The 13,263-nt window shown below is 36.7% G+C and carries 13 protein-coding genes and 2 pseudogenes; 9 read left to right on the top strand and 6 right to left on the bottom strand.

Annotation, left to right across the window (positions count from 1 at the left end; all coding sequences use genetic code 11):
* Positions 1-39: 39 nt before the first annotated feature.
* From BEN71_RS12595 to BEN71_RS12585, 3 genes and pseudogenes are all read left to right on the top strand, one after another.
* A pseudogene (locus tag BEN71_RS12595) lies at positions 40-339 on the top strand (RHS repeat domain-containing protein); the annotation flags it as partial.
* 207 nt (positions 340-546) lie between these two features.
* Complete coding sequence (locus BEN71_RS12590; protein ID WP_117276786.1) at positions 547-1,197, top strand: hypothetical protein; 651 nt, start codon at positions 547-549, stop codon at positions 1,195-1,197.
* The gene (locus tag BEN71_RS12585) at positions 1,194-1,448 is read left to right on the top strand and encodes a hypothetical protein (RefSeq protein ID WP_087554606.1); all 255 of its coding nucleotides are present in this window, start codon (positions 1,194-1,196) and stop codon (positions 1,446-1,448) included. Before BEN71_RS12590 ends, BEN71_RS12585 begins: the two co-directional genes overlap by 4 nt.
* 51 nt (positions 1,449-1,499) lie before the next feature.
* Here the strand turns inward: BEN71_RS12585 and BEN71_RS12580 are convergent.
* Positions 1,500-2,207 (bottom strand): annotated as a pseudogene (locus tag BEN71_RS12580) (IS3 family transposase); the annotation flags it as partial.
* Between the two features lie 185 nt (positions 2,208-2,392).
* Positions 2,393-3,619: a pyridoxal phosphate-dependent aminotransferase gene (locus BEN71_RS12575; protein ID WP_068974357.1), complete on the bottom strand. Its 1,227-nt coding sequence runs from the start codon at positions 3,617-3,619 to the stop codon at positions 2,393-2,395.
* 221 nt (positions 3,620-3,840) lie between these two features.
* Between BEN71_RS12575 and BEN71_RS12570 the strand changes: the two genes are divergently transcribed.
* Positions 3,841-4,023, top strand: coding sequence for a hypothetical protein (locus BEN71_RS12570; protein WP_068974356.1), 183 nt, complete (start codon positions 3,841-3,843; stop codon positions 4,021-4,023).
* Positions 4,024-4,327: 304 nt separating this feature from the next.
* Here BEN71_RS12570 and BEN71_RS12565 read toward each other — a convergent pair whose 3' ends face one another.
* Positions 4,328-5,743: a GGDEF domain-containing protein gene (locus BEN71_RS12565; RefSeq protein ID WP_068974355.1), complete on the bottom strand. Its 1,416-nt coding sequence runs from the start codon at positions 5,741-5,743 to the stop codon at positions 4,328-4,330.
* Between the two features lie 63 nt (positions 5,744-5,806).
* Positions 5,807-6,589, bottom strand: coding sequence for an A1S_2505 family phage non-structural protein (locus BEN71_RS12560; RefSeq protein ID WP_068974354.1), 783 nt, complete (start codon positions 6,587-6,589; stop codon positions 5,807-5,809).
* Between the two features lie 178 nt (positions 6,590-6,767).
* Between BEN71_RS12560 and uvrB the strand changes: the two genes are divergently transcribed.
* The 3 genes from uvrB (at position 6,768) to BEN71_RS19265 (ending at position 10,645) form a co-directional block, all read left to right on the top strand.
* The gene (uvrB, locus tag BEN71_RS12555) at positions 6,768-8,789 is read left to right on the top strand and encodes an excinuclease ABC subunit UvrB (RefSeq protein WP_068974353.1); all 2,022 of its coding nucleotides are present in this window, start codon (positions 6,768-6,770) and stop codon (positions 8,787-8,789) included.
* 127 nt (positions 8,790-8,916) lie between these two features.
* On the top strand, positions 8,917-9,507 hold the full coding sequence (locus BEN71_RS12550) for a lipocalin family protein (protein ID WP_086322782.1): 591 nt from the start codon (positions 8,917-8,919) through the stop codon (positions 9,505-9,507).
* Between the two features lie 226 nt (positions 9,508-9,733).
* The gene (locus BEN71_RS19265) at positions 9,734-10,645 is read left to right on the top strand and encodes a hypothetical protein (RefSeq protein WP_193924989.1); all 912 of its coding nucleotides are present in this window, start codon (positions 9,734-9,736) and stop codon (positions 10,643-10,645) included.
* Positions 10,646-10,794: 149 nt separating this feature from the next.
* Here BEN71_RS19265 and BEN71_RS12540 read toward each other — a convergent pair whose 3' ends face one another.
* Both BEN71_RS12540 and BEN71_RS12535 read right to left on the bottom strand, forming a co-directional pair.
* Positions 10,795-11,232 carry a PaaI family thioesterase gene (locus tag BEN71_RS12540; protein WP_068974351.1) on the bottom strand — a complete coding sequence of 146 codons (438 nt, stop codon included), beginning with the start codon at positions 11,230-11,232 and terminating at the stop codon, positions 10,795-10,797.
* Positions 11,233-11,377: 145 nt separating this feature from the next.
* Positions 11,378-11,623 (bottom strand): hypothetical protein, encoded by a 246-nt coding sequence (locus BEN71_RS12535; protein WP_068974350.1) that lies wholly within the window; start codon positions 11,621-11,623, stop codon positions 11,378-11,380.
* 175 nt (positions 11,624-11,798) lie between these two features.
* On the opposite strand from BEN71_RS12535, the gene BEN71_RS12530 reads away from it, so the two are divergent.
* Positions 11,799-12,212, top strand: coding sequence for a GFA family protein (locus BEN71_RS12530; protein ID WP_068974349.1), 414 nt, complete (start codon positions 11,799-11,801; stop codon positions 12,210-12,212).
* A 204-nt stretch (positions 12,213-12,416) separates the two neighbouring features.
* Entirely contained in the window at positions 12,417-13,247 is an 831-nt protein-coding gene (locus tag BEN71_RS12525; protein ID WP_068974348.1) for a DMT family transporter, read from the top strand.
* Positions 13,248-13,263: the final 16 nt, after the last annotated feature.

Here is a 13,263-nt window from a genome sequence, read left to right as displayed (position 1 = left end):
AAAATTCCAACATGAACCCTAATCCATTTATAAAGCCTAGTATGGAATATTGAAACGAAAAAGAATAAAGCAGAATTAGAGCGAGTGGCATTTTATCACTGTGATCAAGTGGGTACACCACAAACGCTGAGCAATGAACTAGGTGAGTGTGTTTGGGAAATCAAACAAGGTACTTGGGGTACAGCTTTAGAGATCAATGCCAGTGATAACTTGCTTGAACAGACCAATATCCGTTTTCAAGGTCAGTATTATGACTACGAAACAGAGTTGCATTATAACCGTTACAGATACTATGAGCCGTTTAGTGCGAGGTATGTGAGTAAAGATCCGATGGGGTTGATGGCAGATTATGCTTGGACAGATGGCAATGGTAGTTTTCTAGAACTAAAGATTCAAAGCATAAATATCCAGCAGATTCAATAACTACTGCTAAGAATGTACAAATGAATAGGCAAGCCCAGATTGATGCTGAAAATAGACAAAAATGATGCAGATTCAGAATGAAAGTAAAAAACACAAGAAGTATGGAATGCTTCAGCTCAGAGTATGAATGAAATAAATAAACAGCAATCACGAGGTTACGGATCTGAGAGGGCACTGATACCTGAGAAAGTTGATACACCTTGGGTACCACCCTCTTTACCTGATTGGGTTGTAGATGGCGCTGCAGGGTGGGGAGATACAGTTAGTTTTGGAGCTACAAGTAAAGTTAGAGATTGGATGGGTACAAATGATGTGGTAGATAAAGAGTCAAATGCTTATAGTGGAGGTCAAATTGTTGGTGTGGCAAATATGGGCGTTTTAGGAAGAGCAGCGGTTTTTAAAGCAGGTGGAGCAACAAGTTTAATCACTGGAACAGGAGCGACTGCTAGATCGTATATGGCAGGGCAAGCAATGTTAACAGGAGGGGGGATTGGTTTGGCTATGGAAGTGGGGAAGAATTCATATAAATTCAAGTGTGTCAATAACTTACCATACTTCAATGCTAATAAGATTCTAGCAGGATCTGCAATTGCTAGTTTATATTCTGCTCCAATGACAGTGATGGCTGGGGGGAGTAGTCATAAGGTAGCTAAAGAGGCTTTAGATAATTCTTTAGTTTGGTATGAAAAGGTAGTTGTTGGTCAAGCTGTCTCTCAACCTAGTGGAGCAATAATTGATAAAATGCAAGACAAGAATGAGGATAATAATAAATGATAGAAATTATAATGACTCTTTTTGCTACTTTTTTTACTATAAAGGGGAAACCTTATTTAACTTTTATAGTAAGAACTTTAGTCCTTTCCATATTTTTAATAGTTGGTCTTACTATAAGTAAAGTTTGGGGTAATACATTAAATGAATATTTAGATTCATTAAACTGGTTGTTTGGTGTATCTTTCGGAATGGGCGTGATATTAAGTTTATTTATAGAATTAGTAAATTATGGTGGTACTGAAAATAAATAATATTAAAACTGATGTGTGCTGAAATTACAGGAGAATTCCACTTGGAAGATTCTATGCAGCTAACTTATAAAAGTCCTCTGCCATTTGATTCGGTGTCTTAAAATTCAGACTTTTTTGAATTCTGCTCTGATTATAAAATAGCTCTATATATTTTGTAATATCCGATTTGGCTTCTTCCCTTGTTTTATAGTGACGATGATGTACTAATTCATTTTTGAGTATGCCCCAAAAGCTTTCAATTGGCGCATTATCGAAACAGTCCCCCCGCTTACTCATTGAACCTTTAAACCCATACTGTTCAACCATATTGCGATATTCATGGCTACAATATTGACTTCCTCTGTCCGAATGAACAATTAATCCTTGCGATGGCTTATGATTACGAATCGCCATACACAGTGTATTGCAAACGAGATCTGCTGTCATCCGTTCACTTAAGCTATAGCCAACCACTTGTTTGCTACAAAGATCTTTTAAAGCAGCCAAATATAGCCAACCTTCACCCGTCCATATGTACGTAATATCACTTACCCATGCAACATTCGGAGTAGTTACTGCAAAGTTTTGCTCTAATAAATTATTGTAAACAGAACGATTATGATCGCTATTTGTTGTCCTTTTAAAGCGCTTATGACGCTTACAGTACAACTGATTTAGTTTTTTAATACAACGGACTGCATACTCACTGATTTGAATGCCTTATGACTGTAAATACCTTGTTAAACGAATATAACCATAACTTTCTTGAGTTGATGTGTGCTGATAAAACGGAGACTTTCACTTGAGAGATTTTAAGTAACTAATTTGCAAGAGTATTACGTTATTTTGTTTAACTATATCAACAGGTTGGACTTTATTTTAAAACTTGCATACATCACCTAATGAAAGTCAGTTTATAATGCAATAAAAAAGGGCGTATAAAACGCCCTATTTTTTAATACAAATTATTTTTCAGCAGCAATTGAAGCAATCGCAGCGTCTACACCTTCGATAGAATCAGCAGCTTTTTTGATACGTGCAAGCGCATCAACCAATACTTCGTCAGCAGTCGCATAAGAAATACGCATATAACCGCCTAAGCCGAAAGCATCACCAGGAACAACAGCAACACCAGTTTCTTCCAATAACCATGCAGAGAACTCTGTGCAAGATTTTAAACCTTTTGCACGAATCAATGGACGGATGTTCGCATATGCATAGAATGCACCATCAGCAGGAAGACAAGTGATACCTTTAATGTCATTCAAGCCATTTACCACTAAGTCATGACGACGGTGGAACGCTTCGATCATTGGTTGAAGAACGTCTTGAGGACCATTCAATGCAGCTTCAGCAGCAACTTGTGAAATAGAAGTTGGGTTAGAAGTGGATTGAGACTGGATTTTTTTCATCGCACCAATCAATTTTGCAGGACCTGCTGCATAGCCAATACGCCAGCCAGTCATGGCATATGCTTTAGATACACCATTGAGCACGATTACACGGTCATAAAGATCAGGTGCAACAGTTGCGATGTTGTAGAACTCATCATCCCAACGGATTGGTTCATACATATCATCAGAAGCAACCAATACTTCTGGATATTTACGAAGAACTTCAGCCAAAGCTTCTAATTCAGCTTTCGTATAGATCATACCTGTAGGGTTAGAAGGGCTGTTTAATACCACTAAACGCGTTTTGTCAGTGATAGCAGCTTCAAGTTGAGCAGGCGTGATTTTGAAACGTTGTTCTTCACCACATTTTACAACAACTGGCACACCTTCAGCGATGATCACCATATCTGGGTAGCTTACCCAGTAAGGTGCAGGGATGATCACTTCATCACCTTTGTTTAACAAAGCAAGTGCCAAGTTAAAGAAAGATTGTTTACCGCCACAAGAAACCAAGATTTGGTTAGCAGCGTATTCAAGATTATTGTCACGTTTTAATTTTGCAATAATCGCTTTTTTTAGGCCTGGTGTACCATCAACAGCGGTATATTTTGTAAAACCGTTATTAATTGCAGCAATAGCAGCATCTTTGATGTGTTGTGGGGTGTCAAAATCTGGTTCGCCAGCACCGAGTCCAATTACATTTTTACCAGCAGCTTTTAATTCAGCAGCTTTGTTGGTAACAGCAAGCGTTGGAGACGGTTTGATGGCATTTACACGATCAGAGAGACGTACGTCCACGGCAGTATTCCTTCTTATAGGGATTAAAAAATAAAAAGCACACTATCATAGCTTAAAAATAGCAAGTTGGTCGCCCAAAAAATATGCAAATTCACTAAAAATGCACGAAAATTCAAAATATACTGTATCAAGAAAATACAAATGTAGACTGAATTGGGCAATCACTCGCATCGACGTAGAAATTTTCGTACAATATGCGGAGTTAAAATTGAGTGAATCACATGAGCACCCAAAATACTCCCAAGAAAAAGCCCGTAGTAAAACTTCCATTTCCTGTTAAGCATGCAAATGATGCGAAACCTGCGGATGAAGATGTGGAAGACATGCGTCCAAAACCACAGCAATACGCGGATCGCACATGGATGCCACCACGTGGTACACGTCGTTCGATGGGTAAACGTTAAGTTGAAACGTTGAAGTGTTAAAAAATAGGTGCTTGATGCACCTATTTTTTATTATAGCGTTTTTATATTTATCAGAATTTATTCTTCAATAATTTGTTCAAAATATTGATAATATTTTTCTTTTTCATACATGTTAATATCAGCGCGACATAACATATTTTCAACTTTTTCATGAGGTTGAGACATTGCAAAACCCATAGCAGAGGTTAAGGGTTGCGAGGCATAATATTGATTATTTATATTTAATTTATATTTTTAAACATTAAGTTTTATTAATTATTTAGTGTAGCTTATTATTTTAATGTTAATCTTTGAGAGATGAATTATAAAAAGCTTGCTTATTGGAATACATAATTTCATCAGCTCTTTTAAGCAAGGCTTCAATGGTCTCATTTGACTGTGTCGTTGCATAACCAATTGCAACATGAATAGGGAAGTCTGGATGTTTGATTTGGTCAACTTCTAATTCATAACGAATTTTATCTAATAATCTATTGATATGAATTTGCTTTGCTTTCGGCATGAGAATGACAAATTCGTCTCCGCCAAGTCGAGAAGCTGAATAATGGGTTTGAGTAATACTTGTTTTTAAAATTTTGCCAAATCTTCTCAGAATTTGGTCACCTTGGTCATGCCCATAGATGTCATTAATTTCTTTTAAACCATTGAGGTCGAAAAATACACAGGATACCGGGTAAAAAATTGTAGATTGGAGTTTTAAAATCTCATCATTAAAAAAAGTACGGTTATAGAGTTGAGTGAGCTGATCGTGCTTACTGAGATGTAATAAATGATTTTCTAATTTTTTTCGCTCAGAAAAATCTGTAAATGCAATTTGCACTGTGTCCCAATTATTATGTGAATTTGGAAAGATCACCAATTGTTCACGTATATTGAGAATATCTCCATGAACAGTTTGATACTCACATTCTCTACTTTGTTGGTGTTCGTCATTCCATAAAGCTAATAATTGGGCATGGAAATTTTGCTGACTAGATTCCCGAAGAATTTGCCATAAATTGTCAAAGAACAATTGTCTATTACCAGCTTTAAAAAGGTCGAGTAAAGCTTGGTTAACGCCGATATTCTTTACACTTTCAAAGCATTTTTTGGCAAACTCCGGATGTTTTGTCATGTGGCGGATGAGATCATTTACGCCTTGTTGTCTTAGTTGGTCAAATATTACTTTGATCTGGCTATAGTCTCTTACCCACAATGCAGTAGGGGAATGTAAAAATAAAGTTTCAGCAAATCGTCGCGCATTTTGGTAATCAGAAATATTTTCAGTTGTCAGCAACAAACGCTCCCAGCTGTCTTCATAGCCAGGCATAAAACTGGCTTTAAGTTGAATATCAATTTGTTTGCCTTTACAGGTATAGTTTACAGATGGACAAATGTATTGTGTTTTCTTATTCCATAAAGAAACAAAAAAATTGACCTTTTCTATACTGATTTTTTCTGAGTGTAAGTTTGCAAAGCTATGTAAGATTTCATCTAGATTGGATGCTTCATACATATCTAAAGTGCTTTGATTCACACGAATAGTGCGAATCATTACTAAGCAAGGTTGTAAGCGTTCAGGATCATCTAGAAGGTATTGTTCTAGGTCTTCAACACCATCGTCTAGCCATTGCTGGAAAGTTTTTTTGACCGCACTAAAGTCTTGGATCCACATTGCCATGGGAGATAAGTTGAAAATAGATAGATCGACTTCCCCCATAATGATTCCTTGTTTTTATAAATGTTGTAAAAAATTTAAAATAAAGCCTAAGTATAATATAGCTTATTTTTTAGCCTTATTTGCAGCTTTAGGTGGAGAAATTTCTTTTTGAGCATTCCACGCTTCTATAAAATCATGCTCGTTAATATTATACAACTCTATAATTGCTAAAATTACCCCGCCAAGTGTTTTTGTTTCATCATGCTGAATATCAGCATCAATCACTTGCTTGCTCTTAAGCGTATTTAGAATATCACTGATTTCAAAGCTACGATCTCGCCCATTACTATCAGTAGGATACATTGGTGTATTAATCACGATTTGGGCTAAACTCTTTTCAGCTTCAGTTAAATCTAAATCTTGAACTTTTTGTTCTAAATTTGCACTGAAAATAACATCTGCTGTGAGGAAACTGTGTAGCAGTTTTTGTGTCAGTTTAGGCAGTGTTTTTTCTACAAATGGACGGAATGAAACAGGGAAAATAACATTGCGTGAAATGCCTTTAAACATTGGTGCAATTTCTTCAACTTTATAACCTGCGACACCACAACCCACTGAGGTAATGAAGTACTTCATTTTAAGGTGATTTTTAGTATAAATTTTAAAATCATCAATATAATGTTGGATTTGAGAAAGTGGCATTTGTTGTAAATGCTCATTCATGGTTGGAATCGCAAAACTTTGCCCCGCCCAGCCACGACCAACTCCTTTCGTCGCACCGAAGTATAATAATGCTGTTTTTGCAGCACCACCTTGATGAGTGCCCGCCATATTACTGCCAAAGACAAAAATTGTGTCTTCAGGTAACTCTTTGATTATGCTTTCATCATGGTAGTGATAAGTCATGTTTTTTCATCTTGTAATCGGCTTGTTTCCATGTTGCTATTGAAACCCAAAAGGGTCAAGGGTATTTGTTGAATATTGTGTAAAAAGCCCCATTTAAAATGAGATGAAACCGTTGTTTCAATCGCTTTCTGTTAAACTAGAAGCTGTGTCTTTCAAATTGGTCAAAGAGTGAATTATTGTGAGTGAAAATCAACCTTTTGAACTTGTGACAAATTATCAACCTGCGGGAGATCAGCCCCAAGCGATTGCTAAATTGGTTGATGGTGTCAATCGGGGATTACACGATCAACTCTTATTAGGTGTAACGGGTTCAGGTAAAACCTATACCATGGCAAATGTCATTGCACAAACGCAACGACCAACCATTATCATGGCGCATAATAAAACCTTAGCAGCACAACTTTATGGCGAGTTTAAAGCATTTTTCCCCAATAATGCGGTTGAATATTTTGTCAGTTATTATGACTACTATCAACCTGAAGCTTATGTACCATCTTCGGACACATTTATCGAGAAAGACTCCGCGATTAATGACCATATTGACCAAATGCGCCTTTCTGCGACACGGGCATTATTAGAACGCCGTGATGCGATTATTGTGGCTTCTGTATCTGCCATTTATGGTTTGGGTGATCCAAATGCCTATATGAGTATGTTGTTGCATATCGTGCAAGGTGACCGAATTAGTCGTGATGACATCATTCGACGCTTAGTTGAAATGCAATATACGCGGAATGAATTAGAATTCTTACGTGGTACATATCGTATTCGAGGGGAAATTATTGATATTTTCCCTGCGGAATCTGATCAACATGCAGTACGGGTTGAATTGTTTGATGATGAAGTGGATTCGATTCGTTGGTTTGATCCAATTACTGGAAAATTGGTACGCAAAGCACCGCGTGTGACGATTTATCCAAAAAGTCACTATGTCACACCGAAAGATAATTTAGAACGTGCGATTGGTACGATCAAAGAAGAACTCAAAGAGCGTCAAGTTTATTTTAAAGAAAATGACAAACTGATTGAATTGCAGCGGATTGAGCAACGTACCCGTTATGATTTAGAAATGATGCAACAATTGGGCTATACCAATGGTATCGAAAACTATTCTCGTCATTTATCTGGACGACCAGCAGGTGAAGCACCGCCGACATTGTTCGACTATATCCCAGACGATGCTTTGTTGATTATCGACGAATCTCACGTGACTGTTCCACAAATTGGTGCAATGTATAAAGGTGACCGTTCGCGTAAGGAAAACTTAGTCAATTATGGTTTCCGTTTACCGAGTGCTTTAGACAATCGTCCGATGAAATTTGAAGAATGGGAACGTATCGTTCCTGCAACGATTTATGTCAGTGCAACGCCTGCAAAATATGAACTAGAAAAATCTGAACAAGTGGCAGAGCAGGTAGTACGACCTACAGGATTGGTCGATCCTACCATTGAAATACGTCCAGTATTGACCCAAGTCGATGATGTTTTATCTGAAATTAATATTCGTAAAGAATTGGATGAGCGCGTACTTGTCACAACTTTGACTAAGCGTATGGCAGAAGATTTAACTTCTTATTTAAAAGAATATGGGGTTAAAGTTGCTTATTTGCACTCTGATATTGATACTGTAGAACGTGTGAAAATTATTCATGAACTTCGTACAGGTGTGCATGATGTCTTGGTTGGAATCAACTTATTACGTGAAGGTTTGGACATGCCAGAAGTGTCTTTGGTTGCTATCCTCGATGCAGATAAAGAAGGTTTTTTACGTTCTGAACGCTCTTTAATTCAAACCATTGGTCGTGCTGCTCGTCATGTGAAAGGTAAAGCAATTTTATATGCGGATCGTATAACGGATTCGATGCAAAAAGCGATCGATGAAACTGATCGCCGTAGAACCAAACAAATTCAATTCAATGAAGAACATGGCATTACACCACGCAGTGCAGTAAGACAAGTGATCAAAGAGATTGATACAGGTGAAGTGCTAAAAGATGAAGAAATTGAAGCTGGGATTGCAGAGCAGCATCAAGCATTGACTGCTGATGAACAACATTTATTGTCTGATCCTAAATTATTTACCAAGCACATTACCAAGCTGGAAAAAGAGATGTTAAAAGCGTCGAAAGAATTGCAGTTTGAACAAGCAGCGCGATTAAGGGATGAAATTGTGCGTCTGAAAGCCAGATTATTGCAGTAATAATTTGGGTGAATAAAACTTAAGGCTGTCGTATTTTGTATCGTGGAGGATACATAATGCTACAGTCGTTTGTTTAATTTATGATTATTTTATTATAAATATTAGAAAGTCGTTTTGAGGGGATAAGGTGCAATTATTTAAAACATTACCCAATATTGATAATATGAAGAAAGTAATAATAATTGGCGCAATTTTTTTTGTGGCTGGAATTTTTCCTAAAGCTTATGCCGAAAATACAACTTTAGCTGCTGTTCCGAAATTAGAGTTAAGCCAATACCTTGGATTATGGTATGAAGTTGCGCGTAAGCCGATGTATTTCCAAAAAGAATGTAAATCTGATGTAACAGCACGTTATACGGTAAATGAGTATGGAAATGTTGCGGTAGATAACCGTTGTATGACCCATGATGGAAAAGAACTACGCTCATTAGGTGAGGCTTTTATTAGCAATGAGCCATTTAATTCGAAATTTAAAGTCAGTTTTATTCCTGAAGCGATTCGTTGGTTGCCCGTTGCCCGAGGTGATTATTGGGTGCTCAAAATAGATCCACAATATCAGATGGCTTTGGTCGGAGAGCCAAAACGTAAGTACCTATGGTTACTATCTCGAAATCCTCATCCAGATGAAGCACAGGTGACAGAATTTTTGCGCTATGCGCAAAGTGTAGGATTTAGTGTTAAAGATTTGATCAGAACGAAGCAAAATGTGACTGAGTAATTTTTAGTGATTTAGAGATTGAATGTGCATTTCATCAATAGACTGAAGCCTTTTCTTTCATATATAGCATAGCCAATTTATGGAGTATTTTTCGCTTTAAATTTTTTATATCATGGCTTCTCGATTCGTAAATTTTGTTATTTTATACCTCATTTGGGGTATAGAAATATTCTTTGAAAAAACATAATTTAATAGAACAATAAATGAAAAATTGTTGGGGAATAATATGAAAAAAATGATTTTGGGAATTGCTATAGCTAGTTCACTACTACTCAGTGCATGTGGAGGCGATAGTGATGATACTACTTCAGGCACAGGCACAGGCACAGGCACAGGCACAGGCACAGGCACAGGCACAGGCACAGGCACAGGCACAGGCACAGGCACAGGCACAACAAACAGTTTTGAAAGTTTAGATTTAGTGCATACAATGACAAGTATTGCGTTTGGAGAGGCTACTGGTTCTGGTGTAGCTGATGCAATAGTTTACGGTTCAGATGAAGCAAAGAAAGGAGCTAAATGTAAGTCAGGTTCTTATACTATTTCAAATAATGTAATTACATTTAAAGATTGTGTAGGATTATTTGATGAAGACGGAGCAGCTTCTGGTGTTATCGATGTTACGGGTGATAATGTAGAAGCGAAAGATTTAGTCATTAAATATTCTAATGGTGAAAGTGACAAAGTAAATGGTAAATTGGTAATCAGCGAGTCAGCAACTGCGGTAACATTCACTTCAACTGGGTTAAGCGTAGTGACTCAGGAGCTATCTTCGAGTAATAAATTAATCCCTGTAAATTATAATCTAACAGACTATAAATTTGTCTGGTCACCACAAGATGCAACGACTGCCAAACTTCAAGTCAGTGGTAAACTTTCTTCAACAGGTAATGAAGGTGGTGATTACAAGGTTGCATTTGATAGTATGGCAACTCCATTCTTCGCTAAAATGGATGAGGATGAAGAGCTTGTAGGTTATCCATATGCTGGGACATTAAATATTCAGGATTTGAACAATAGTGCCAATTCTATTGTGCTTACAGCGATTAATGATCAAACTGCCCAGTATAAAGCAACTGGTGCTGGCAAAGTGTTATTTGATAAAGTAACAAAATGGTCAGAAATAGATGATTATTAAAATAATCATTCACTAAGTAAGTTATATAGACCGCATTATGAAAATAGTGTGGTCTTTTTTATGAAGTGCAAATTCAACTGAATGCCAGTGCTAACTCATCAGCAGAGTAAGTGCCATTCAATTGAATAGCACTCGGCACTGATTCGAAATTATGGACGAATAATCATACAAGTGGCAGTTGCATGTGCATAAAGTTTTCCATCTTCATCAACCAATTTACCTTCTGAAATTGCAAGGTTTTTACTTAAATTAATTACTGAACCAATTGCCAGTAATTCTTTGTCTTTAGGCACAGGGCGACACATTTTTACATTCAAATCGATGGTGCCATAACCGACACCTGCTTCAAGTGTGGTGTGTACAGCACAGCCCGTTGCAGAATCAAGCGCTGTCGCAGCGAAACCTCCATGCACACCACCTAAAGGGTTTAAATGACGGCTATCCGCTTTGACTTTAAAGCTGGCGTGACCATGAGATATCTCATCTAAATCCATAGGAATGGTTTCAGAGATGGAAGCTCTAGGGATATGCCCATCTACCATTGCTTGTAAAAACTCGAGTCCAGTCATTTCTTTAGGGTGTTTCATACTTTTATCCTTAGGTTTTTAAGTTCTAATTTAATTGAAGTTCTAAAAAGGAACTTAATTGATAAAATAAAGGCTTTGAATAGATAGTGTCAAATTTTTTAACGAATTTTGAATTATGCAGTCAATTATTTTGTCTAAGAAAAATTTAATGATCAATGTTGTAGAATTTTTCTATATGATCGGATTTATGAATGATTTTTAAAGCTATTTTTTCACCTGTTGCCCATGTTGCTATGGACTTTTCTAAGTCTACATCAATGATATCGAGTTCTTTACATAGCGTACGATGGCTTTCAATTACAATGAATTGAGGTGATTGCGTTTTTAAACATTTAGCGATATACCGTTGAATATCTTGAAGTTTATAAACATCAATAATTTTATAACGCATATTTATCCATATATTATATTTAAGTTGTTGTATTTAATAATTTAAAACTAATTATTTTAAATTACAATTGGAAATTCACGATTTAATTAAGCTTGATTAAAAAATGTATGATTTAACTAGAATTAGATATAACACACATAGTATTTTATATAAATAAATTGATAAGGATGAAGTTATGAAAGGACAGTGTGTTTGTGGTGCAACCACTTTCTCAGTAATGCTAAAAAATCATGATGTACATGTGTGCCATTGTTCAATTTGTCGTAGACAAACCAGTGGTGTGATTATGACGATTGATACAGAGCAAGGTAGTTTGGTCTTTGATCAGCAAGTGCATTTAACGGTCTATAACTCTTCTGAATGGGGGGAACGTGGCTTTTGTAATGTTTGTGGAACAAATCTTTTTTGGCGAACTAAAGACCAAAGCTATTGCAATATTAATGCTTTTGCTTTGAATGATTCACCTGAAGATTTAAAGCTTGATCTAGAGATTTATATCGACAATAAACCACAATTTTACAGTTTCGACAATGAAACCACGAAAATGACGGAAGCTGATGTGATCGCCTTATTTAATCCTACAGAATAAGGACTTAATTTAGCTCAAGGATGATTATTTAAAGTCGTTTTTTCTTTAAGTGTTACGCTATGGCATTGTTAAATGTGTAGGTGAACGCAATGAAGTTAATGTTATATCAGAGATGTTGATAGTTTTAATAAAAAATTACTTATAGCTTAATAAGTAATTTTTTTATATACATAGGTCTACATTGTTGAAAATGGATGCTCAACTATGCTGCTACGTTTGTGTATTGCCATGTTGGCTTTTGCTGCAAATTCAGTCCTATGCCGTCTCGCTTTAGTCAATACTTCAATTGATCCTGTGTCATTTAGTGTGGTTCGGGTAACGAGTGGTGCAGTCACGTTATTGTTTTTATTTCTGCTTTCTAAAGAAAGAGTTCCTCTGAAATGGAACATCAAGCAAGCATTTTTCCTTGCTGTTTATGTACTAGCATTTTCATTGGCATATATACATATCGAAGCGGGTACAGGCGCATTACTTTTATTTGGTATCGTACAACTGAGTATGGTGTTATACGGCGTTTTTCATGGCGAAAAACTTAATTTTAAACGCCTCTTGGGGCTGATTCTTGCTTTGGCTGGGATTGTGATTTTACTATTACCAAATTCAAAAGCACCACCTTTTAATTCTGCATTGCTGATGATTGTTTCTGGCATTGCTTGGGCTTGCTATAGCATCAGTGGAAAACAGATTACCAACCCTTTGGCGAGTACCTTTACAAACTTTGTACTTGCAGTACCGATCGTGATTGTGATGGGGTTATTTTTTATTGAAAATATCAACCTAGATATACATGGTGTCATGTTTGCAATGCTTTCTGGTGGCTTGGCATCTAGTGGAGCGTATGTCCTGTGGTATGCGATTGTCCGTAAAATTGACAGTATTACAGCAAGTACCGTGCAACTCAGTGTTCCGTGTTTGGCAATTTTAGGCGGTTCATTATTTGTCGGGGAAAGTATAAGTCTACGGATGATTGTTTCAACACTCATCGTATTGGCAGGCATTTTCTTGGTGATCAATGCTACGCCCAAAAAAGCATAGCCTATTGAAATGTAAG

The sequence above is a fragment of the Acinetobacter wuhouensis genome (genome assembly GCF_001696605.3).
GTDB lineage: Bacteria > Pseudomonadota > Gammaproteobacteria > Pseudomonadales > Moraxellaceae > Acinetobacter > Acinetobacter wuhouensis.
Note: the sequence above shows the minus strand (reverse complement) of the source record. Positions and strands in the feature narration are given on the sequence as shown.

Coding starts and splice junctions, on each gene's coding strand:
- BEN71_RS12590 (WP_117276786.1), top strand. CDS start 547: ATGAATGAAATAAATAAACAGCAATCACGAGGTTACGGATCTGAGAGG.
- BEN71_RS12585 (WP_087554606.1), top strand. CDS start 1,194: ATGATAGAAATTATAATGACTCTTTTTGCTACTTTTTTTACTATAAAG.
- BEN71_RS12570 (WP_068974356.1), top strand. CDS start 3,841: ATGAGCACCCAAAATACTCCCAAGAAAAAGCCCGTAGTAAAACTTCCA.
- BEN71_RS12565 (WP_068974355.1), bottom strand. CDS start 5,743: ATGGGGGAAGTCGATCTATCTATTTTCAACTTATCTCCCATGGCAATG.
- BEN71_RS12560 (WP_068974354.1), bottom strand. CDS start 6,589: ATGACTTATCACTACCATGATGAAAGCATAATCAAAGAGTTACCTGAA.
- BEN71_RS19265 (WP_193924989.1), top strand. CDS start 9,734: ATGAAAAAAATGATTTTGGGAATTGCTATAGCTAGTTCACTACTACTC.
- BEN71_RS12540 (WP_068974351.1), bottom strand. CDS start 11,232: ATGAAACACCCTAAAGAAATGACTGGACTCGAGTTTTTACAAGCAATG.
- BEN71_RS12535 (WP_068974350.1), bottom strand. CDS start 11,623: ATGCGTTATAAAATTATTGATGTTTATAAACTTCAAGATATTCAACGG.
- BEN71_RS12530 (WP_068974349.1), top strand. CDS start 11,799: ATGAAAGGACAGTGTGTTTGTGGTGCAACCACTTTCTCAGTAATGCTA.
- BEN71_RS12525 (WP_068974348.1), top strand. CDS start 12,417: ATGCTGCTACGTTTGTGTATTGCCATGTTGGCTTTTGCTGCAAATTCA.